The 21,918-nt window shown below is 66.0% G+C and carries 18 protein-coding genes; 9 read left to right on the top strand and 9 right to left on the bottom strand.

Translation table 11 applies throughout. The features are described 5' to 3' along the window. Nucleotides 1–484: 484 nt before the first annotated feature. Entirely contained in the window at nucleotides 485–1,648 is a 1,164-nt protein-coding gene (locus BSY18_RS09790; protein WP_069050472.1) for a glycosyltransferase family 4 protein, read from the bottom strand. A gap of 20 nt (nucleotides 1,649–1,668) precedes the next feature. Next, a complete protein-coding gene (locus BSY18_RS09795) occupies nucleotides 1,669–2,571 on the bottom strand; it encodes an alpha/beta fold hydrolase (RefSeq protein WP_069050473.1) in 903 nt (300 codons plus the stop codon). Between the two features lie 37 nt (nucleotides 2,572–2,608). Here BSY18_RS09795 and BSY18_RS09800 point away from each other — a divergent pair, with 37 nt between their 5' ends. After that, entirely contained in the window at nucleotides 2,609–4,009 is a 1,401-nt protein-coding gene (locus BSY18_RS09800) for a protein adenylyltransferase SelO family protein (RefSeq protein ID WP_069051845.1), read from the top strand. A 161-nt stretch (nucleotides 4,010–4,170) separates the two neighbouring features. Here the strand turns inward: BSY18_RS09800 and BSY18_RS09805 are convergent, their stop codons facing one another. The 4 genes from BSY18_RS09805 to BSY18_RS09820 all read right to left on the bottom strand — a co-directional run bounded on the left by BSY18_RS09805 (nucleotide 4,171) and on the right by BSY18_RS09820 (nucleotide 10,636). Beyond that, nucleotides 4,171–5,427, bottom strand: a complete 1,257-nt coding sequence (locus BSY18_RS09805; protein ID WP_069050474.1) for a DUF445 domain-containing protein — start codon at nucleotides 5,425–5,427, stop codon at nucleotides 4,171–4,173. 16 nt (nucleotides 5,428–5,443) lie between these two features. Then, on the bottom strand, nucleotides 5,444–8,626 hold the full coding sequence (locus tag BSY18_RS09810) for an efflux RND transporter permease subunit (RefSeq protein WP_069050475.1): 3,183 nt from the start codon (nucleotides 8,624–8,626) through the stop codon (nucleotides 5,444–5,446). Nucleotides 8,627–8,814: 188 nt separating this feature from the next. After that, complete coding sequence (locus tag BSY18_RS09815; protein ID WP_069050476.1) at nucleotides 8,815–10,038, bottom strand: efflux RND transporter periplasmic adaptor subunit; 1,224 nt, start codon at nucleotides 10,036–10,038, stop codon at nucleotides 8,815–8,817. A gap of 328 nt (nucleotides 10,039–10,366) precedes the next feature. Continuing rightward, nucleotides 10,367–10,636: a GlsB/YeaQ/YmgE family stress response membrane protein gene (locus BSY18_RS09820; protein WP_054136216.1), complete on the bottom strand. Its 270-nt coding sequence runs from the start codon at nucleotides 10,634–10,636 to the stop codon at nucleotides 10,367–10,369. Between the two features lie 282 nt (nucleotides 10,637–10,918). Here BSY18_RS09820 and BSY18_RS09825 point away from each other — a divergent pair, with 282 nt between their 5' ends. Next, on the top strand, nucleotides 10,919–11,251 hold the full coding sequence (locus BSY18_RS09825; RefSeq protein ID WP_054136215.1) for a DUF6481 family protein: 333 nt from the start codon (nucleotides 10,919–10,921) through the stop codon (nucleotides 11,249–11,251). A 15-nt stretch (nucleotides 11,252–11,266) separates the two neighbouring features. Continuing rightward, on the top strand, nucleotides 11,267–11,944 hold the full coding sequence (locus tag BSY18_RS09830) for a spermidine synthase (protein ID WP_069050477.1): 678 nt from the start codon (nucleotides 11,267–11,269) through the stop codon (nucleotides 11,942–11,944). A 110-nt stretch (nucleotides 11,945–12,054) separates the two neighbouring features. On the opposite strand, the gene BSY18_RS09835 is transcribed toward BSY18_RS09830, so the two are convergent. Next, entirely contained in the window at nucleotides 12,055–13,299 is a 1,245-nt protein-coding gene (locus BSY18_RS09835; RefSeq protein ID WP_069050478.1) for a Coenzyme F420 hydrogenase/dehydrogenase, beta subunit C-terminal domain, read from the bottom strand. Nucleotides 13,300–13,436: 137 nt separating this feature from the next. Between BSY18_RS09835 and BSY18_RS09840 the strand changes: the two genes are divergently transcribed. From BSY18_RS09840 to BSY18_RS09855, 4 genes are read left to right on the top strand one after another with little or no spacing between them, the layout of a single operon-like run. Then, nucleotides 13,437–13,772 carry an STAS domain-containing protein gene (locus tag BSY18_RS09840; protein ID WP_069051846.1) on the top strand — a complete coding sequence of 112 codons (336 nt, stop codon included), beginning with the start codon at nucleotides 13,437–13,439 and terminating at the stop codon, nucleotides 13,770–13,772. Nucleotides 13,773–13,829: 57 nt separating this feature from the next. After that, entirely contained in the window at nucleotides 13,830–14,804 is a 975-nt protein-coding gene (locus BSY18_RS09845; protein WP_069050479.1) for an MBL fold metallo-hydrolase, read from the top strand. Next, nucleotides 14,788–16,848 (top strand): CHASE2 domain-containing protein, encoded by a 2,061-nt coding sequence (locus BSY18_RS09850; RefSeq protein ID WP_171900209.1) that lies wholly within the window; start codon nucleotides 14,788–14,790, stop codon nucleotides 16,846–16,848. Before BSY18_RS09845 ends, BSY18_RS09850 begins: the two co-directional genes overlap by 17 nt. 21 nt (nucleotides 16,849–16,869) lie before the next feature. Continuing rightward, entirely contained in the window at nucleotides 16,870–17,742 is an 873-nt protein-coding gene (locus tag BSY18_RS09855) for an HpcH/HpaI aldolase/citrate lyase family protein (protein WP_069050481.1), read from the top strand. Nucleotides 17,743–17,745: 3 nt separating this feature from the next. Here BSY18_RS09855 and BSY18_RS09860 read toward each other — a convergent pair whose 3' ends face one another. Next, complete coding sequence (locus BSY18_RS09860; RefSeq protein WP_069051847.1) at nucleotides 17,746–17,910, bottom strand: DUF2256 domain-containing protein; 165 nt, start codon at nucleotides 17,908–17,910, stop codon at nucleotides 17,746–17,748. Nucleotides 17,911–18,011: 101 nt separating this feature from the next. Between BSY18_RS09860 and BSY18_RS09865 the strand changes: the two genes are divergently transcribed. Then, on the top strand, nucleotides 18,012–19,637 hold the full coding sequence (locus tag BSY18_RS09865; RefSeq protein ID WP_069050482.1) for an amidase: 1,626 nt from the start codon (nucleotides 18,012–18,014) through the stop codon (nucleotides 19,635–19,637). Beyond that, entirely contained in the window at nucleotides 19,634–20,275 is a 642-nt protein-coding gene (locus BSY18_RS09870) for an AAA family ATPase (protein ID WP_069050483.1), read from the top strand. The genes BSY18_RS09865 and BSY18_RS09870 overlap by 4 nt, the downstream gene beginning before the upstream one ends. Here the strand turns inward: BSY18_RS09870 and BSY18_RS09875 are convergent. Next, nucleotides 20,272–21,783 carry an alkaline phosphatase gene (locus BSY18_RS09875; RefSeq protein ID WP_069050484.1) on the bottom strand — a complete coding sequence of 504 codons (1,512 nt, stop codon included), beginning with the start codon at nucleotides 21,781–21,783 and terminating at the stop codon, nucleotides 20,272–20,274. The two genes, BSY18_RS09870 and BSY18_RS09875, sit on opposite strands and share 4 nt — an antisense overlap. Nucleotides 21,784–21,918: the final 135 nt, after the last annotated feature.

Here is a 21,918-nt window from a genome sequence, read left to right on the forward strand (position 1 = left end):
ACCCAGGCGGCAGACGGTCAGCTGTGCGGCAGCTTTGGATTTCCTTCCTCGCCGCACACCGGTCTCGGCCGGGAGCCACCGAAAGCGCAAGATGGAAGGACCATCAGCCCTTGGCGGGATGAGGCTTAGCACCAGATCACCCGCCAGTCCGCCGCACGCATCCGGTTTCGACCGGACCGTTCCCGGCCCGCCGCCCTGCGCGCGCTTGCGTGTGTTTTCAGGAACGGGAGGGGTGCGCGCGCAAATCCAACAAGGGTTTGGCCCTTGCCCTCATGTCCTCCTCCCCTCTTCCGTCATTCCCGCGAAGGCGGGAATCCCGCTGTTGCGCCGACGTTCGAGCAGAAGCGGGGGCCCCGCCTTCGCGGGGGTGACGGGGATGTTAGGCTGGCGTGGGTGCGGGGCCTTCGACAGGCTCAGGCTGAGCGGATGTAGGGGCGCGGGGCTTTGGCTCAGGCTGAGCGGGGGTGGGTGCGGGAGCGCCCCCTCACCGCCCGAACTCGGGCCGCCCCATCGCGCGGCCGTAGAGCGAGGCGTAGCGTTCGATCATCTTGCGCTCGTCGAACTCGGCCTCGGCCTTCGCCCGGTTGGCGGCGCCCAGCGCAGCGCGCAGCGCGGGGTCGCTGGCAAGGCGTTGCAGATTGTCGATCAGCCCCGCTTCGCTGCCGGGCTCGCCCAGCAGGATCGCGTTGTCGGGCGCGACCATGTGCGCGACATCGCCCACCATCGGCGCGGCCACCGGCAGGCCCGCCGCCATCGCCTCCATCACCGAGATCGGCTGCTGCTCGCTGTCCGAGGACAGAGCGAAGATATCGAACAGCCCGATATAGCGCGCGGGGTTCTTGAGGAAGCCCGGCATCAGCAGCCGGTCAGTGAGCCCGACGCGCGCGGCCTCGGCCTCGATCGCCGCGCGCTCGGGCCCCTCGCCCACGATCACCAGCCGCACCGGCACATCGAGCGCGGCGACCGCGCGCACCAGCCGCGGCAGGTTCTTGACCGCGCGTAAGCCTGCAAGCGTGCCGATGACGATCTCGCCATCACGGCGCTGGAAGCCGGGCAGCGCGCCGCGCTGCGGCCGCCTGGCATAGGCTGCGATATCGATGCCGTTGGGGATGCGCCGCACCCGGCTGTCGGGCTGCTTCCACACATCGAGCGCGATGCGTTCGAGCGTGTAGGAGGGCACCACCAAAGCCTCGGTGCGCGCGAGGGCCACCATGCGGAACCAGTTGCGCTTGCGCTTGAGCCGCACCGCCTCGTCCTCGTTGAACCCATCCTCGTGATGGATCACCGGCGGCAGCGGCGTGGTGCCGGCAAAGATGGTGCGCGCCATCACGCCATCCATCGCGCCCCAGTTGTAGCTGCAGATCAGGTCGAACTGCTTGAAATACTCGACGAACACCCGGTAGCGCGCGATGCTGGGCTTGCCCGCCAGCGAGGGCGCGTCGGTCGGGAAATCGGCGCGGATGCCCGGCGCGATCGCGGCGCGCGCGCCCAGCGCCCCAGGCACCGCGGTCAGGATGGTGTGGTGCGCCGCGCCGCCGAAATAATTCATCAGCCGAACCGCGCGCGCCTCCTTGCCGCCCAGATCGAACGTGCTGTGCAGGTGCAGGATGCGCGCCGGGTTGAACGCGGGTTTGATGGGAGGCTTCATAAGCGCGGGGCTATAGCCGCTCAGGCCGGGGTCGCAAGCGCCATGGCATCGACCTCGCCGAGCAAGGTGGCGATCGCCGCTGCGACCTCGGGCTCCTCGAGCGAGGGCGCATGGCCCTTGTTCGCGACCGTGAGCAGACGCCCCTGCGGCAGCACGCCCAGCATCCGCTGCGCGGTATCCACGCTGAACAGATCGGACATCGCGCCGCGCACGATCAGCACCGGCACCGGGGCCAGCCCCGCCAGCGTCGGCCACAGATCGACCCCCGCCTCGCCGCCAGGCACCGCAAAGGGCTCGGCGATCTTCATGTCGTAATCATAGACGATGCGCCCGCCCGGCCCGACCTTCATCGCCTTCTTGGCCATATCCAGCCAGTCGCTGACGCTGTTGCCCGGAAACACCGCGCCCTGCACTTCGGACAGCGCACGCGCCGCGTGCATCCAGGTGGGGAACGAACGTCCCTGGCCGACATAATCGCGGATCCGCGCAAGCCCTGCCGGCTCGATCTGCGGGCCGACATCATTGAGCAGCGCGCCCACCACGCGCCCCGGACGGGTCGAGGCGAGCAGCATGGTGATGAGGCCGCCCAGCGAGGTGCCGATCGCAACGAAGCGCTCGATCTTCTGCTCCTGCAGCAGCGCCTCCATGTCCTGCACATAGGTCAGCGGCACATAGCTCATCGGGTCCTTGGCATAAGCGCTGTCGCCGCGCCCGCGCAGATCGACGCAGATCACCCGCCAGTCGCCCGCCAGTCGCGTGGCGACCTGCTCGAAATCGCGCGCATTGCGGGTGAGCCCGGGGATGCAGATCACCGGCGGGCGGTGCGCGTTTTCCGGTCGTGCGGGATAATCGCGAAAATGGAGGCGCAGGCCGTCGTTCGACCACCAGAAACCGTCGCTATAGGGTATATCGGGCTTGGTCATGGTTGCGCGGGCTCCGTTTGAACCCCACTATCGCTGGATGACATCAGAACCGCAAGCCGCTTCCACCCGCGCCGATCCGGCGATCCTTTCCATAGCCGATGCCATCGCCCATCCGGTCAAGGCGGCGGATTTCCCGCAGACGCTGCTGCGCTTCCGCAACGACCGGCATGCCGCGACGGTGGGGCTGGACGGGCTCGACGATGCGGCCTGGGCGCGGCACTTCGGGCGGTTCGATCCCCTGCCCGGCAACCTGCCACAGCCGCTGGCGCTCGCCTATCACGGCCACCAGTTCCGCAATTATAACCCGCAGATCGGCGACGGACGCGGGTTCCTGTTCGCGCAGGTCCGCGATGATGCCGGGCGGTTGCTCGACCTGGGGACCAAGGGAACGGGGCAGACCCCGTTCAGCCGCGATGGCGACGGGCGGCTGACGCTCAAAGGCGCGGTGCGCGAGATCCTGGCGACCGAGATGCTCGAGGCTTTGGGGGTACACACCTCCAAGACCTTCTCGGTGATCGAGACCGGCGAGGAGCTGTGGCGCGGCGACGAGCCCTCGCCCACCCGCTCAGCGGTGCTGGTGCGGTTGAGCCACAGCCATATCCGCTTCGGCACCTTCCAGCGGATCGCGTACGAGGACGATGCCGACAAGATGCGGCGCGTCGTGCGCTATGCGCTCGATACGCTCTACGATGGCCGCACCGGCGACAATGACGCGGCGCTGCTGCTGACCCTTGCGGTCGAGCGGATGGCCGATCTGGCGGCGAGCTATATGGTCGCAGGCTTTGTCCACGGCGTGCTCAACACCGACAATATGAATATCACCGGCGAAAGCTTCGATTACGGCCCCTGGCGGTTCGCGCCGACCTGGCAGCCGGGGTTCACCGCGGCCTATTTCGACCATTCGGGGCTGTATGCCTTTGCCCGCCAGCCCGAGGCGATCCACTGGAACCTCGGCCAGCTCGCGGTTGCGCTGCGGCTGATCAGCGAGGCCCCGCCGCTGATCGCCGCGCTCGAACGCTTCGGGCCGCTCTACCAGCAGGCGCTGGTGCGGCGCTTTTGCTGGCGGCTGGGGGTCGCGAGCCAGGGGGTCGAGGCCGACCGCCATCTGGTCGCCGCCGCCGAGGCAGTGATGATGCAGGGCGGCGTCAGCATCGACGCGTTCTTCTTCGCGTGGATGGGCGATGCGACGCCCGAATGCCCGGCGGAACTGGTCGGTACCGAGGGCGAGGCACTGTGGGCGGCATTCGGTGCGATCAAGGCGGGTTATGCGCCGGTGCGGGCTCGGACCCACGCCTATTGGCAGGGTGCGGCGCCGCAATCGATGCTCATCGACGAGGTCGAGAGCATTTGGGCCGCCATCGCCGAGCGCGACGACTGGGGGCCGCTGTTTGCCAAGGTCGATGCGGTCAGGGCGATGGGGGATGCGCTGAAGGGCTGAAAATCTTCTCCGGCCCTACTAAAGAGCGCAGCCGCTCTTCAACCGTCATCCTGAACTTGTTTCAGGACCCATCGTGCCCCAACAACCGAAGCCGCGTGGGGAGAAATGGGCCCTGAAACAAGTTCAGGGTGACGGACAATACAAGCGGACCTTGTTCTACGCTAACCCAACCACACCATCGCAGCGTGGATCGTCAGCCCCACCAGCCCGCCGACCAGAGTGCCGTTGATGCGGATGAACTGGAGGTCCTTGCCCACAGCAGTCTCGACCCGGTCGGTGATCGTGCGCGCATCCCAGCGGTGCACGGTTTCGGACACCAGCCGGACGATCTGGTCGCCATAGCGGTTGGAAATGCCCACCAAGGTGCGCCGGGCGAAGCGGTTGATCTGCATCTGCATCCGCGCATCGGTCTGCAGCGCCTCGCCGATCTGGCGCAGGCCGTCGCCGAACTGGCCCGAGAGCGCGTGGTCGGGGTTGCGCGCGGCGCGGATCAGCGCGGTGCGGCTGCGCTCCCAAAGCCCGTCGAGCCAGCGCGCCATCGCCGGGTTGGCCAGCATCTCGGTCTTGATGTCGGCGACCTTGCCCTGCATTTCGGGATCGTTGAGCAGCCGGTACGCCATCGTCTCCAACCCCTCTTCGACCTTGTGGCGCAGCGGGTGATTGGTGTCCTCGGCCATGTCGAACAGCAGATTGTGAAGGCCGTCGACGATGCCGGTGGCGAGCCGCTCGTCGAGCCCGGTCCAGCGCATGATCGAATTGGCACGGCTGCGCACCATGTCGCGCAGCAGCTCTTCATTGGCGAACAGCGTGCGCTGGGTCCATTTGATGATGCCGTCCATCAGCGGCAGGTGGCGGTTGTCGGCGATCGCCGCGCTCAGGATCTGGCCGAGCAGCGGCGCGACATCGAGCTTGTCGAGCTGGACCCTCAGCGCCTCCTTGGCGTTGCCGCCGAGCCGGTCCTGATCGAGGGATTCGAGCACGTCGGCGATCATGTTCGATGCGCCCAGCCGCAGCCGTCCCTCGCCGCCGGTGGGTTGGACGAGGAACCGCCCGGCAGCGCCCGCAACATTCATGCTGCGCATCCGCCGCGCGACCACCAGAGGCGTCAGGAAATTGCTGCGCAGAAACTGCGCCATAGTGTCGCCGATGCGGTCCTTGTTGCGCGGGATGATCGCGGTGTGCGGGATTGGCAGGCCGAGCGGATGGCGGAACAGCGCGGTGACCGCAAACCAGTCGGCCAGCCCGCCGACCATCGCCGCCTCGGCAAAGGCACGGACATAGCCCCAGCGCGCATCGACATGCCCTTCGGCCCAGTGGGTGGCGAGGAACACGCCTGCCATCACCACGAGCATACCGGTGGCGATGGCGCGGATGCGCCATGCCGGGTCAGCGCTTCTTGGCAAGACGCTGGCTGTCATGACCGACGCCCGCCGCTCACTCCGCAGGCTGGATCCCGTGCGGGCGACCACCCGCCATCAGCGCCTCGTCATCGGCATTGTCTCCGGGCTTATAGGTGAGGAACTTGGTGCGCAGCCACGGTCCGACGCGCTTTTCGACGCCATCGGCCAGGCTGAAGCCCGCAGGCACGATGATCAGGGTCAGCAGCGTAGAGACGATCAGCCCGCCGATCACCACAATGCCCATCGGCGCGCGCCAGGCCCCGTCGCCCGAAAGCGACAAGGCGGTGGGCACCATCCCTGCGGTCATCGCGACCGTGGTCATCACGATCGGCTGCGCACGCTTGTGCCCGGCCTCGAGGATCGCCTCGAGCTTGGGCACCCCGCGCTGCATTTCCTCGATGGCAAAGTCGATAAGCAGGATCGAGTTCTTGGACACGATCCCCAGCAGCATCAGCACCCCGATCAACACCGGCATCGAAAGCGGTTGGCCAAGCACCCAGATCAGGAAGATACCGCCCAGAGGCGCGAGCGCCAGCGAGCCCATATTGACCAAGGGCGACATCAGCCGCTTGTAGAGCAGCACCAGCACCGCGAACACCAGCAGCACACCCGAGACCAGCGCAATCACGAAGTTGATCGCAAGCTCTGCCTGCCATTCCTGTTCGCCAAAGGGCTTGTTGCCCACGCCCGTCGGCAGGTTCTTCATGATCGGCAGGTTGTTGATGGCGGTCATCGCCTCACCGGTGACCACGCCCGGCGCCAGATCCACCCCGATGAACACGCGGCGTTCCTGGTTGTAGCGCTGGATGGTGGTCGGGCCGGAGCCGAACGAGATGTCCGCCACACGGCTGAGCGGCACCGATCCGCCCGCTGCGGTCTGCACCGGCAGGTTCTGGATGGTGTTGAAATCGTTTCGCGATTCCTTGGGCAGCACGACGCGAATCTGAATCTGGCGATCAGACAGCGAGAATTTCGCCGCATTCTGCTCGATCTCGCCCAGGGTCGCGATACGGATCGCCTGGCTGAGCGCTGCGGTGGTGATGCCCAGCTGGGCAGCCAGGTCGGCGCGCGGCTTGATGATGATTTCCGGACGGCGCATGTCTGCGTTGACGCGCGGGCCGGTGACCTGCTTGAGCCCCTTCATCTGCTCGACCAGCGTGCCAGCCGTGGCGTAAAGCTGATCGGGATTGGAGCCGGTCAGCATGACCGAAATGTCGCGGTTGGTGCCGCCGCCGCCCGATTGCGAGGCGAAGGTCACCCGAGCATCGGGGATGCTTTGCAGCGTCTTGGCGAGATTGCGCTCGAACTCGATCGAGGTCTTCTCGCGCTCCTTCTTCAGCGTCACGAAAATCGTGCCATTGCCTTCGCGGATGCGGATCAGCGCGAGTTCCACCTCGGGCTGCTGGTACATGATCGCGGCCACCTTGTCGGCGACGACCTCGGTCTGCTCGAGCGTGGTGCCCGGCACCATCTCGATCTGGATGCGGCTGTTGTCCTCGTCGGTCGTCGGCTGGAACTGCGCCGGGGTGCTGGCGAACAGCACGATGGTGATGAGGAATGCCAGCAGGCCAACCCCCATCATCCACATCCGGTGGTCCAGGAACATCGAGACGAGCTTGCGGCCGAAGCTGGGCTTTTCGCCGCGAAAGGCCTGCGCGCGGCTCTTATCGAGCGACCAGTCGAGCAGCCGCATATAGCGGTCCATCAGCTTGCCTTCGCCATGCGCGGCGTGGCCCTTGGCCTCTAGGAAATAAGCCGCCACCATCGGCGTGATCATGCGCGCAACGGCAAGGCTCATCAGCACCGAGACGACGACGGTGATGCCGAAGTTCTTGAAGAACTGGCCCGAAATGCCGGGCATCAGACCCACCGGCAGGAACACCGCGACGATGCAGAACGAGGTCGCGACCACTGCCAGGCCGATCTCGTCGGCAGCATCGATCGACGCCTGATAGGCCGATTTGCCCATGCGCATATGCCGGACGATATTCTCGATCTCCACGATCGCGTCATCGACCAGCACGCCCGCCACCAGCCCCAGCGCGAGCAGCGAGAGGAAGTTGAGGTTGAAGCCCAGCAGATCCATGAACCAGAAGGTCGGGATCGCCGACAACGGAATCGCGATCGCCGAGATGATCGTCGCGCGCCAGTCGCGCAGGAAGAAGAACACCACGACCACCGCGAGCACCGCGCCCTCGATCATCGATGCGATAGAACTTTCATATTGGCCCTTGGTGTAATCGACGCTCGAGCCCAGCCGGATGAACCGCACCCCGGGGTTCTGCGCCTTGAGTTCGTCCATCGCCTTGACCGCCTCGTCATAGACGGTGACATCGGAAGCGCCCTTGGACCGGGTCATCGCGAAGTTGACGACCTCCTTGTTGCGTACCTTGCTGATCGAGGTCGGCTCGCCAAAGCCGTCGGTTACGGTGGCGACATCGGTCAGCTTGATCGTGCGGCCGCCGCCCAGCGGCACCTGCATCTGCGACAGCTCGAACGCTGTGTCGGCATTGCCCAGCACGCGCAGCGACTGCTTGGTGCCGCCGACATCGGCGCGACCGCCTGCGGCATCGACGTTGATCTGACGCAACGCATTGTTGACGACGCTCGCGGTCACGCCCAGGGCCTGCATCCGCGCGGGATCGAGCACCACCCGGATTTCGCGGTCGACCCCGCCAAAACGGTCGACCTCAGCCATGCCGTCGATCGCCAGCAGCCGCTTGGTCACGGTGTCATCGACGAACCAGCTGAGCTGCTCGATGGTCATGTCATCGGCTTCGACCGCGAAATAGGCGATCGGCTCGCCGGTGGCATCCACCTTGGTCACCGAAGGCTCGAGAATGCCTTCGGGCAGGCTGCCGCGAATCTGGTCGACCGAATTCTTGACCTCGTTCACCGCCTCGATGGTGTCGGTGCCGATCTCGAACTCGACAAAGGTGCTCGAGCTGCCTTCGCTCGCGGTTGAGCTGATGTTCTTGACGCCGTTGATCGAGCGCACCGCAGCTTCGATGCGCTGGGTGATCTGGTTCTCGATCTCGGTGGGCGCAGCACCGGGCTGCGAGATGCTGATCTGGACTGCAGGGAAATCGATGTCCGGCTGGTTGACGACATCCATCCGCATGAAGCTGAGGATGCCCGCGAACAGCAGGCCCGTGAAAAAGACGAGCGGGATGATGGGGTTGCGGATCGACCAGGCCGATATGTTCCGGAAGTTCATCGCTTAATCCTCAACCCGCCGGAAATCCGGCCTGCTTTCAGTTACGTCGTGTCAATACGGCCAGATGCACGGGCCATGCAAGCAATGCCGTCCCCAGACCGATCAACTGCAGAGCCTGCTCGACCAACGCCTGTCGCGGTTCGACGACCGTCAATGGCACGGGGTGCAAACGCCTCCGGCCCTGCCGATCAACCGGCCTTGGCGCCCTGCATCTGCGGCCGCACCGTCTCGCCGGGGTTCAGGAACCCGCCAGCGTAGAGCACGACGCGCTCCTTGCCGGTAATTCCCGAAGCGATGGCGATGCCGCGCGGGGTCACCGTTCCGGTGGTCACGTTGCGCCGCTCGACCTTGTTGTCCTTGCCCACGACATAGACATAGCTGCCCTTGTCGTCGCTGAGCACCGCTGATTCGGGCAGCACCGGCGATTGCGACGATCCGCTGATCACCGCTGCGCTGGCAAAACCGCCAGGGCGAAGCGCCTTGTCATAGCCAAGCGCGATCCGCGCGATTCCCTGGCGCGAGGTTTCGTTGATGACGGGTGCGAGCTGCCAGACCTGGCCGGTAAAGGTACGGCCGGCACCCACCGGGCGCACCTCGGCGCGGACGCCAACGCTCAGATTGGCCAGATCGGCTTCGCTCATCTGCGCGCGAAGTTCCATCTCGCCGCGTGCGGCCATGCGGAAAAGGACGCCCGTGCCTGCGCCGACCACCTGGCCGGGCTCGACATTGCGCTCGAGCACCAGGCCCGATTCGGGGGCACGGATGTTGAGACGGCCGTTGCGCGCCTGCGCCTCGCGCAGCTGCGCACGGGCGATCTCGACGCGCGCGTTGGCCGCATCACGGGTCGCGCGGCGGCGGTCGACATCCGCCTTGGAAATGAACCCGCGATCGACCAGCTGCAGCGCGCGGTCGAGTTCGTTCTGCGCCAGCACCGCATCGGCCTGGTTGACCTGGATTTGAGCGGCGAGCGAGCGTGCCTGCTGGGTCTGGACGTCCTGGTCGATGATCGCCAGGACCTGGCCGGTCTTCACCCAGTCGCCGGGCTGGACCAGCACACGGATGACCTGGCCGCCCTCGCCCGCGATGCCAATCGGCATTTCGCGGCGCGCGGCGAGCGTGCCGGTCGCGTTGATCACGCGCTCGACCGAGCCGGAGCCGGGAACAATCACGGTGACGGCGGGCGCCTGCGAGTCGGTGCCGCCAGCACCTGCCTGCGCGCCTTCACCGGCCGCTGCATCCTTGTCGCCGCCAAAGAAATAGACGCCTGCAGCAATCAGCAGCGCGATGGCGATGACCACACCGATGATGGTATTGCGGCGCTTCTTCTTCGCTTCCAGATCCACGTCGGATCCGTAAATATCTTCGCTGCGCGCGGTGATGGCATCCCCGCCAAAGCTGCTCTCGTAATTCATTGCCAGATCCGTCCAAACCTCGCCTCCCGGCCGGATGCAGACAGCGCGTCCCCGCATCTGCGAGGACCGGACTGACCTTGGCCGGTGGCGTTGATCCCGAACTGCCGCTTCGACGGCCGCCCAGGTTGCATAGCAGTGTGTTATCCAATTAAGTCACCGCGTGCAAGCCATAATGCGGCGCACGCGGGCTGCTCCTTATGACGTGACAGCGACCATGGCAATTGTTGTGGCACAGCGGACACAACAGAAAGGGAGCAGAAGGCCTGTCCGCCCTCTGCTCCCTGTCCTCACGTCAGTTCTCGACAGTAATTGTCGAGCCGGAATGCTGTTACCGAGCGCGACCGCGCTGGACCAGGTTCACGATCGCCAGCAGAATGACTGCGCCGATGAACGCGGTGAGCAGCGTCAGCGGGTCGAACGCGCCATTGCGCAGGCCGCGACCGCCCAGCAGACCTGCAAGCAGGAAGTGACCCAGCACCGAACCCACACAGCCGACGACGACATTCCAGAAAATGCCCATCTGCGCGTCGCGGTTCATAACCTTGCTTGCGAGCCAGCCCATGATGCCGCCCATGATCAATGCCAGAATCAAACCCATTTCAATCTCCCGTGTGTCAAACGATGCCAGCGATCGGGCATCTTGGGGTGGATTACGGGAGAGCGACGAAGTGGTTCCAAGGCGCGATGGGTTATTGCCACATCGCTATTCTTTCGGCGCGCTGGGCAGCCGCAACTGATCGGCAAGCTGCTTGATTCTTTGCGTTCTGCAGGTGGCTGCACTAAGGCCGAGCGATCAACGATCCGCGCAGATGGTCTGCGCGGCATATCGGGTCGTTCGTGCACGGCACCTTCCCGAACCAGAATGAAGAATTGAGATATCATGGCAGGCTACAAGGATCCGGGCTTTCAGGAACGTCAGGCACTCGCGCAAAAAGCGCGTCAGGCTGCGCTCGACAAGCTGAAAGCCAAGCCTGCGCCCGATCCTGAAGTGGTTGCGCAGCGCCTCGCCGCGCAGGCCGCCAAGGAAGCCGCGCAAGCCGCCAAGCGCGCCGAAAAGCTCGCCGAGCGCGAGCAGGCCAAGCTCGATGCCGAAGCCAGGATCGCCGCTGCCGAAGCCGAGGCCGAAAACGCGGCGCTGCAGGAAGTCGAGACCGAGGCGGAAAAGAAGCTCAAGCGCGACGCACGTTATGCCGCGCGCAAGAAGCGCAAATAACCTCAGGCTCTACCGATGGTCCCGCGCGAACTCCTCGCCACCGCTGACGTCCCCGGCGGCGGCGATCCCTTGCGGCTGATCCGCCGGGGCGCCGAATTCTCGATCATGCTCGGCGCCAACGAGCTGATGAACAGCCGGTTGAGCGGCTCCGAAGAGGCGCTCGCGACGCTGGCACACGCCCGGCTGGCGGATGTCGCAAAGCCGCGTGTGCTGATCGGCGGGCTGGGAATGGGCTTCACCCTGCGCGCGGCGCTGGCCGCGTTCGGCCCGCAGGCGGCGATCAGCGTGGCGGAGTTGGTCCCCGAGATCGTCGACTGGGCCCGCGGCCCGATGGCGCACCTGCACCAGGGCACGCTGGACAGCGCGCAGGTTCAGGTCTGCGTGACCGATGTCGGCGCGCTGATCCGCAAGGGCCCTGCGCAATATGACGCGATCCTGCTCGATGTCGACAACGGCCCCGACGGCCTGTCGCGCGAAGGCAACGACGCGCTCTATACGCTGGCGGGCCTGGCCGAGGCGCGCGCTGCGCTTCGCCCCGGCGGGGTGCTCGCGGTGTGGTCGAGCGGCCCCGACCCGCAGTTTACTTCGAGGCTGCGCAAGGCGGGCTTCGATGCGTCAGAAGAAACCGTTCGCGCGACCAAGTCAGGCCGCGGCGCACGCCACACCGTCTGGATCGCGGTTCGCCGCGACTGATCACAGCGCCGCCCAACCCCGTCATTCCCGCGAACGAATCCTGCTTGGGCGCGACGGTGGCGAAGAAGCGGGCCCCCCGCGTTCGCGGGGGTGACGATCATTCTATAGCGTCAGGTGTCACTTGGCTCGCGCCGTTCCCCGGGTTCGGGCTCGATCCCATAAGGCTTGACCAGCGCCCAGACGTGATCGGGAATCATCGTCTTCATCTTGGGCCGAGCCGCGCGGCGCAGGTGGAGCACGGTCTCGACCGCTTTCATCTCGAGCCTGGCGCGGGCAAACTCGGTGCCGCGCGGGCCTACCCGTGGCATCAGCCAGCCGAAGACCTTGCGCAGCATCTTTGGCATCCGCCGCAGCGGCAGCCCGCCTGCTGCAAGCTCGGTGTTGGTCAGAAACCCCTTGACCGGACCTGCCCTTTTGCCCGCGCTGGTGAGTTCGGCGGTGCGCAGTTCGTCGCCCAGCAGGCGCACCAGCTCCTCGCCGCGTTCGTTGCGCACCAGCAGCCACTGCTTGCCGCGCCCCGCCATATAGCCGACCGTGATGTCGGCGAGCACATTGGTATAGTCGACACAGGTGCGGCAGGTGAGCGGGAAGAAATCGCCCGGCAGGTCCGATATCGGCAGCTGCAGGAACGGAATTTCACGGGTTGCCCCATCGTCGAAGCGCAATTCGACGTGATAATCGGCGCGGAACTCCAGATAGCTGACCGTCTCTGGCCGGTCGGAGAGCAGCCCCAGGAACGTGTGGAAATTCTCGGTGGTGGTGTTGTCCGAACATGGCGTGCCGATGACGTAGATCCGCTCGAACCCTAATTCCGCCTCGAGCGCGCGCAATGCGTGGATCTGGCACGCAATCCCCACCACCGCGATCCGCCGGTGCCCCGCCGCGCGCGCCGGCTCGAGCAAAGCGAGCAGCGGCGCATAGCCCATCCGCATGCCGCGCACCTCTGCCATGTCCTCGGCCCGGGTGACCAGCATCGGCAGCGGCCGCCAGCGATCGTCCGGATGCGGGCCGACGGCGAGCACCGCATCGACCGCGCCGGTTTCGAGCAGCCGCGCGCCGATTCGCGTGGTGATCCCCGTCCATTGCGCGCCGGGCGAAGACGGCACCAGCTCTGCCTGCACCATGCGGCGATAGGGGCCGAAGAACAGTTCGTCCCCCTTGGCAGCGTCGCGCGCGCGGCCATGCACTTGGCGTTCTAGCTTCGGGTAATCGGGCTGGATGAACTGGCACGCGCGCCCGCACGCCTTGGGGTCGCTGGTGCGCGATATTCCGCAATCGGTGCACAGGCTGCGCGGGGCCGCGGGGGCAAAATCCACCGTCGTGATATGCGGGTTGGTCGGTCGGGAAGTGTCCATCGAGATTGACACTAGCCGGTGCGAGGCCGGACGGCAAATTGTCCCGTTTCGCATCGACGCTTCGGCTACGTTCAGGGCAACTTCCCACGAGGTTAATTTGTCGCTACGCTTTGTGGGACATGCGAAAGGCAGAAGACATGCAGTGGTCCAGCACCGAGCGGCAGGGATGCATCGTCGCGAGCCCGGATGGCCGGGTCGACGAGGCAACAGCACAGGCTTTCACCGATCATCTGGCGAGCAGCGTCAGCCTCGCCGCCGAGTCGCCCAGTCGCAAGCTGATCGTCGATTTTGCCGGCCTGGACTATATGTCGTCGCGCGGTCTGCGCGCGCTGACGCTGGCCAAGCGCCAGGCGGACACCGCAGGCGTCGCAATGGCGCTGGCGCGGCCCAACACGGTGATGCGCGAAATCCTGGCGATCAGCCGGTACGACAAGCTGTTTGCCGTCACCGATACGATCGAGGATGCTCTATAGGCCGAAACGCCAGCGGGGGGCCGCACCGGCGGAATTGTGAACTTGAGGGGGGTTTGGATGCTGGTCCGGTTCTGGGGAACGCGCGGGTCTCTGCCTGTCGCCGCAACCGCGTCGATCGTGCAGGAAAAGGTGGCCAGCGCGCTGCTCGCGGCATCGGGCCGCAGCTTTGCCGATCTCGACGAAGCACGCGCCTTCACCCGCAACGAGCTCGACTTCGCCACCGGCGGCACATTTGGCGGCGCTACCACCTGTGTCGAGATCGAGGCGGGCGATGCAGCGGCGGGCGACCCCTATATCATCTGCGACATGGGCAGCGGTCTGCGCGGCTTCGGGCTCGATGCGATGCGCCGCTGTGCGGGGGGGCATGCGCGGGTCTATCATTTCTTCATGTCGCATCTGCACTGGGACCATATCATGGGCTTCCCGTTCTTCGTGCCAGCATTCGACCCCAATGCGCATATCATCATCCATTCGGGCCATGACGATGCCGAGACGGCGCTGCGGCGCCAGCAGGAGGAAATCTCCTTCCCCGTGGCGTTCGACTGGCTGCGCGCCAAGATCGAGTTCCGCACGCTCAAGCCCGGCGAGGTCTATCAGATCGGCGCTGTGCAGGTGGAACTGATGGAGCAGCATCATTCGCACAGCAGCTTTGGCTATCGCTTCACCGATGCCGCCGGAAAGGTCGCGGTGTTCAGCACCGACAGCGAGCACAAGATGGAGAAGATGCACGGCGAAGCCGATGTCGAGGCGTTCTTCGGCAACGCCGACCTGGTGATCTGCGACACGATGTACTCGCTCGCCGACAGCGTCTCGATGAAGGAGGACTGGGGTCATTCCAGCAACATCGTCGCGATCGACCTGTGCCACGGCGCGCGCGCCAAGCGGCTGGCACTGTTTCACCACGAACCGGTCTATTCGGATGCAGACATCGCGCGGATGCATGGCGAAAGCATCCGTTACGAGGAACTGACCCGCGAGCATGCTCCGCTGGAGGTGCTGTGCGCCTATGACGGCCTTGAAGTCGCCCTCTAGCGCGGCCGCGCTCCCTTCGCGCACCTTGTGGCTGGCGGCGCTGGCGGGCTTTGCCGCCGCGGCCCTGCTCAGCATCGCGCTCAGCCCGCGCGAACAGAACACCGTGTTCGATGGCTGGCAATGGCTGTCGCCGCGCGACCTGTCGCAAAGCGATGTGCGCGTGGTGGCAATCGGCGATGAAAGCCTCGAGGTCATCGGCAGCTGGCCCTGGCCGCGCAGGGTGTTCGCGACGCTGACGCAGCGGCTGGCCGAGGGCGGCGCCAGCGCGATCGGCTATGACATCATCTTTGCCGAGCCCGATGCGGTCAGCCCCAGCCGCTTTTCCAGGCTCTATCCCCCCGACAGCCCCGCGACCGAGGCCTGGCTGAGCCGGCTGGGCAGCATGGACGACGAGTTTGCCGATGCGATCAGCACCGCGCCTGTGGTTCTGGGCCGCGCTGGGGTGAGCCTGGGCGGGGCAAACCCTGCCGATCTCACCCAATGGGCGACCATCACCGGAAAGCCGCCTGCCGCCCTGCCCCGCTATCCGCTGGTGCAGCGCAATCTCGATACGCTCGAACAGCGCGCACCGGGCTTCGGGCTGCTCAACGGCAAGCCCGACAGCGATGGCCGGGTGCGCGGCGTGCCGCTGGTGCAGCGTACCGGCGAGGCGCTGGTGCCCGGCCTGGCGCTGGAGCTCGCACGAGTGGCGCTCGAGCAGCAGACCGGCACCGATCCGCAGATCACTCTCACCCCGGGCTCAGCGCAGATTGGCGACCGGACCATCCCGATCGACGAGTCCGGTCGGATGCGACTGCATTTTGCCGAGATACCGCAAGATCATGTCTATTCGGCGATCGAGATCCTGTCTGAGGATTTCGACCTCGACCAGCTGCGCGGCAAGACCGTGATCGTCTCGCTGACCGCGGAGGGGTCGCCGGACATCGTCGCGACGCCTTTGGGCTCTGAGATGTTCGGCGTGCTGGTACAGGCGCAGGCGGCCGACGCGATCCGGCGGGGCGGCTGGCTGGTGCGGCCGGTGTGGAGCCAGGCGGCGGAATGGATCAGCGGCGCGCTGCTGGCGATCATCCTGCTGCTCGCCGCACGCCAGACCCGCGGGCGGATGACCTGGGGCGTGCTCGCTGCTGCGCTGGTCGTGCTGCCGCTGGCGAGCTGGCTGCTGTTCCGCTTTGCCGACACGCTGTTCGATCCGGTCCGCCCGCTGTTGCTGGGCAGCGGCGCGGCACTTGCGGTGTTCGGCGCGCTGTTCAGCGAGGCCCGGCGCGAGCGCGCGGTGCTGCGCGATGCGCAGAACCGCACCGAGGGCGAGCTCGACGCCGCGCGCGCGATCCAGCTGGGCATGCTGCCCGATCGCACCGCACTGGCCAGGCTCGATCCGCGCATCGATATCGCCGCGCAGCTGGAAGCCGCCAAGTCAGTGGGCGGCGATTTCTACGACATCATCGCGCTGGATGCCGACCGGGTGATGATCCTGATCGCCGATGTCACCGGCAAGGGGGTTCCCGCCGCCTTGTTCATGGCGCTGTCCAAAGCCCTTTCGCGCAGCGTGATGCTGCGAAGCCCGGGCGACCTTGCCGATACCGCCGCGATGCTCAACACCGAGCTGATGCGCGACAGCGGCGATGCGCTGGGGCTCACCATGCTGCTGTGCCTGATCGATCTGGCGACGGGCCGGGTCGAGATGGTCAATGCCGGGCACGACAATCCGCTGCGGATCATCACCTCTGGCGAGGTGATCGAGGAGGCACTGGAAGGCGGCCCGCCCTTCTGCATCATGGACTATCCCTGGCCCGCCGAGCATCTCACCCTGCTCCCCGGCGAGGCTCTGGTGCTGATCACCGATGGCGTGACCGAGGCGCAGAACCGCGACGAGCAATTGTTCGGCACCCAGCGCACCCGCGACGCGCTGATCGCCGACCAGTCGAGCGCGGCGGCGATGGTCGCGACCATGTGCGACGCGGTGCGCGCCTTCGAACAGGGCACCGACCCCAGCGACGATCTCACCGTGGTTGCCTTCCGCTATCTGGGTGCTAATCCGGCCTGACCTTCAGCCAGGACAACCGCCATGACCGACACCGTCCGCCCGCGGCGCAGCGCGCTGTACATGCCCGCCTCCAACCCCCGCGCGCTTGCCAAGGCGCGCAGCCTTGCCGCCGATGTGATCATCCTCGATCTGGAGGATGCGGTCGCCCCCGAGGCCAAGGCGGACGCGCGAGACGCCGCGATCGCGGCAGCGGCAGAAGGCGGTTTCGGCAACCGTGAGCTTGCGATCCGGATCAACGCGCTCGATACCCCCTGGGGCAAGGATGATCTTGCCGCCGTCGCCCACGCGCAGATCGACGCGGTGCTGATCCCCAAGGTTTGCCGCCCGACCGACATCACCGCATGCAACGCCGCGCTCGCCGATGCGCCGTCGCGGCTGCAACTGTGGGCGATGATCGAGACCTGCGCTGTCGTTCCGCATCTCGATGCGCTGGCGGCCTTGTCGGCAGGCACCCGGCTGTCGCTGTTCGTGATGGGGGTCAACGATCTCGCCAAGGAAATGCGGGCGAAGCTGACGCCCGAGCGCACGCCGTTCCTGCCGATCCTGTCGCTCGCGGTGGCGGCGGCGCGCGCGCACAACGTCGCGATCCTCGATGGGGTGTGCAACGAGTTCCGCGATCTCGATGTCTTCTCCGCCGAGGCTGATCAGGGGCTGCTGTTCGGCTTCGACGGCAAGACGCTGATCCATCCCGACCAGATCGGCCCGTGCAACGCGGTGTTCTCGCCGAGCGCAGACGAACTGGCGCGCGCGCAGGCGGTGATTGCGGCGTTCGATCTGCCCGAGAATGCGGGCAAGGGCGCGATAAGGGTCGATGGCCGGATGGTCGAACTGCTGCACCTCGAGCAGGCGCGGCAGACGGTCGCGATCGCACGGCAGATCGCCGCGCAGGGCTGACGCTCAGCCCCCGCGGTTCTTGCGCCTCAAGTCACCCTTGCAGCGCTCCGAACAGGTCTTCACATTGTCCCAGTCGCGCTCCCATTTCTTGCGCCACGCAAAAGGTCGCCCGCACGCCGCGCAGATCTTTTCGGGTAGGTTCGACTTGGTGTAGCGTTTCTCGGGCATGCGCGCGATATGGTCGCTGGCGGGCGGCTTGGCCAGAGGACGCACAACAAATCGCCTGCGCCCATCTTGCCGGACGGAAACGCCGCGCTATCGTGGGCGTCATGCGAACCCTTGCCTTGGCGCTTGCCGCCCTCACCCCTACCCTCCTTTGCCCCATCCCTGCATCCGCCGAAGCAATGCTTCCGCCGGTGCAACGGGTGGGTGGATTGGTGGAAGAAAAGTCGATTGTCGAACTCTCCGCGATGCTGGCCACTGGGACGGCAACCAGCGAGCAGCTAGTCCAATCCTATTTCGATCGCATTCAGGCTGTGGACTGGATCGGCCTTCAGCTCAACAGCGTCATCGCAATCATGCCCGGCGCGATCGAGGAAGCGCGCCTGCGCGATGCCGAACGCAAGGCTGGAACCTTGCGCGGTCCTCTCCACGGCATCCCGATCCTGATCAAGGACAATATCGAGGCGAAGGGCCCGGTCCCCACCACCGCCGGATCGACCGCGCTGCTCGCCAATGTCACCGAGCGCGATGCGCCGCTGGTGGCTCGGTTGCGCGCGGCAGGTGCGATCATCCTTGGCAAGACCAACCTGTCGCAATGGGCCAACATCCGTTCGGACAATTCGGTCAGCGGCTGGTCGAGCGTCGGCGGGCTGGTGAAGAACCCCTATGCGCTCGATCGCAACAGCTGTGGCTCGTCCTCGGGCAGTGGTGCTGCGGCAGCGGCAAGCCTGGCGGCGGCGACGATCGGCACCGAGACCGACGGGTCTATTATCTGCCCCTCGTCGATCAACGGGCTGGTCGGGTTCAAGCCGACGCTGGGCCTCGTCTCGCGCACGCACGTCATCCCGATCAGCCACAGCCAGGATACCGCTGGGCCGATGGCGCGCAGCGTCACCGATGCCGCGCTGGTGCTGACCGCGCTGGCGGGAAGCGATCCGGCTGACCCGGCCACGGCGCAAGCCGATGCGCGCAAGACCGATTATGCCGCCGGACTGTCCCCCGGCTATCTTCAGGGCGTGCGCATCGGGGTGCTCAAGGATCGCACTGGCAGCAACGCCCGGGTGCAGGCGGTGTTTGCAGGCGCGCTCGACTGGTTCGCCGCCGCAGGCGCCGAGCTGGTCGAGATCGAGGACAGCCGCACCGGGCTCGATGGCCTTGGCGAAGCCGAGTTCAAGGTGCTGATGGCCGAGCTCAAAGCGGACCTCAACGCCTATCTCGCCAGCACCCCCACCACGGTCAAAGCGCGCACGCTCAAGGACATCATCGCCTACAACGCCGCAAACGCGGTGATCGAGCTCGCCTGGTTCGACCAGGGGCTGTTCGATCTGGCCGAGAGCCAGAAGGGTCTCGACGATCCCGAATATCGCGAGGCGTTGGCCAAATCGAAGCGGCTGGCGGGCCCAGAAGGCATCGACAAGCTCCTGAAAACGCATGACGTGCGCTTCCTCATCGGCCCCAGCAACGCGCCCGCCTGGGTGAGCGATCTGGTCAACGGCGATCACAGCAGCGGCCCCAGCCAGAGCCAGCTGCCCGCCGTCGCCGGCTATCCGCACATCACCGTGCCGATGGGCTATGTCGCAGGACTGCCCGTCGGCCTGTCGATCATCGGCGGCCAGTGGCAGGACCATGATGTCGTCAAGGCGGGCTATGCCTTCGAACAGGCGAGCAAGGCCCGCGTCGCGCCTGGCTATTCCCAGCGCGCAGATGCGGTGGCGGATCCGATCGCTAAATGATCCTGACATTGGAAGGCGCTCCCGCAACCGGCAAATCCTTCCTTGCCAATGCGCTCGTCGCGAAAGGTGCGACCCGGATTGCCGAAGTCAACGAGCTCTGGCGCAGACCGAAAGAAGAAGCGCCGACCTGGTATCTGCGCCGTCAACTTGACCGCTATGCCATGGCGCGTGCCGCGCAGACTGCCGACGCCGTGCTTGATGGCGACTGCCTCCAGCCGATCTGGTTCGGTTGGCTGTATCCGGATCGCGTCGGCCAAAACTGGCGATATGCGGTGCGTTTTTTCCGGGACAACGCAGCCTCTTGGGGCCTGCCTGACCAGTTTGTGCTTTTGCACGTTCCGGAGGCCGTCCGCATACAAAGGGAACGCGCCCGATCACTGCAAAGCGGTCGCAGCGCGGCCAGAGCGCAGGAAAAGGCCGGCAAATATGCAACCATGGCGCAGAATCTGGCGCTATGGTTCGAAGCAATGAATTCGGCTTTTCCGGGACTGGTATCCGTGCTCGATTGCCGTCTTGCACCGGCTGAAGATTTCCCGTTTGCGCAGGCCGCGCTTGGGGCTCCCTGCCATCGTGCATTTCTGGATTGGGCCGAAGACTGGCTTGCCAACCATCAGCCCGTCGGATCGCCCGGCATTTAAAAACCCAGGATATGCTTCGCGATGTGATAGATGCTGTGCTGTTCCAGCGTGCCGTGGAAAAGGTGCGCGCTGGGACCGGCGGCTTTCAGCACGACATCCTCCCCGCCATGCGTTTCGCCCGAGGTCGGCACGGTGGCCTGCTGCTGATAGTTCAGCGCCTCGGTGTCCTCCTGCGAAGGATCGTTGCGCGGGCCAGCGACCTTGGCGCCGGGGCCATTGGCGTAACCCAGCGTGGTGTAAGGCTTGCCATCCTTGGCGTTGACCGGCTCGCCATCCTCGGTGACGCTGGCAAGCCCGAAGATCGAGGTGCCGCGCGGCGGATAGCCCGCGATGGTGAAGACATGGCTGTGATCGGCGGTGACCAGCACCAATGTGTCCTCGAGATCGACCATCTCGAGCGCCCTGGCGATCGCCGCCTCGAACGCGACGGTATCATCGAGCGCGCGGTGGGCGTTGCCGCCGTGATGCGCGTGGTCGATGCGGCCGCCCTCGATCATCAGCACATAGCCCTTGTCCGCAGAGCCCAGCCGGGTGATCGCCAGCGCGGTCATCTCGGCCAGCGAAGGCTCGCCTGCCTTGTCGCTGGCACGATCGGCCTCGAACTGCATGTGGCTGGGCTCGAACAGGCCCAGCACCGGCGCATCGGCGTTGGCATCAAGCGCGCCGAACTGCGCTGCGTTCCAGATGTACTGGCCCTTGGGATGTTTCTTCTTCCACTCCGCCACCAGGTTGCGACCATCGGTGCGGTTGCCCTTCTTGTCGGCGTATTCCGGATCGCTCTGGTCCTTGGGGTAGAATGCCGTGCGCCCACCGCCCAGCACCAGCTTGAGCTGGCTCGACTGCGACCATTCGACCAGCTGGCGCGCGATGTCGTGACACGTTGCGCCTGCGGGCAGTTCGCTGTTGCTTTCCCAGTTGCGGTCGACGCTGTGCGAATAAGCGGACGCGGGCGTTGCGTGGGTGATTCGCGCGGTGGAGATCAGCCCCAGCTGCTTGCCCGCAGCGCCTGCCTGCTCGAACAGCGTCGGCACGTCCTGCCCGCTGGCGGTCTCGCACCTGCCGCGCTGCGCAACCGGGGTAACCGAGAGCATGCCTGAACGGGTCTTGATGCCGGTGACGATGGCGGACGCGGTCGCCGCCGAATCGGCAACCTGGAAATCATGGCTGTAGGTCTTGATCAGCGCCGAATAGGGCATCGCGTCGATCGCGGTCTCGGTCGATTCGCCATCGCGGCCTGCCTTCTGCCCCTGCCAGATGCGCGCAGCCGTCAGCGTGCTGACCCCCATGCCATCGCCTATGAAGATGATGAGGTTCTTCGCCTTGCCCTGGTTGACCGGCGCCGCCAGCCGCGCCTCGAGCTGCGCGCGGCCCTGCGCGGCGTAATCGGCGGCGGTCTGCTCGCCGCGCTCCTTGTCGGGCGCAACCGCCTCGGGCGCGTTGTGCTGGGCGAAGCCCGGCTCAGCCCAAAGAGCGGCAAGGCACAGCAAGGCGGCAAGCGGACGGTTCATCAAAAGCACTCCTTCAAAGGCCCGGCTGCTCTGTCATGATCGGGTGACAAATTCGAGACATTTGACCGATGCGGCCTGCTCGACGCGTGCAATCGATTGCAGGCGAGGCACGCGCACCCTTGACCCAGGGATTTT

This window comes from Blastomonas sp. RAC04 (genome assembly GCF_001713435.1).
GTDB classification, from domain to species: Bacteria; Pseudomonadota; Alphaproteobacteria; order Sphingomonadales; family Sphingomonadaceae; genus Blastomonas; species Blastomonas fulva.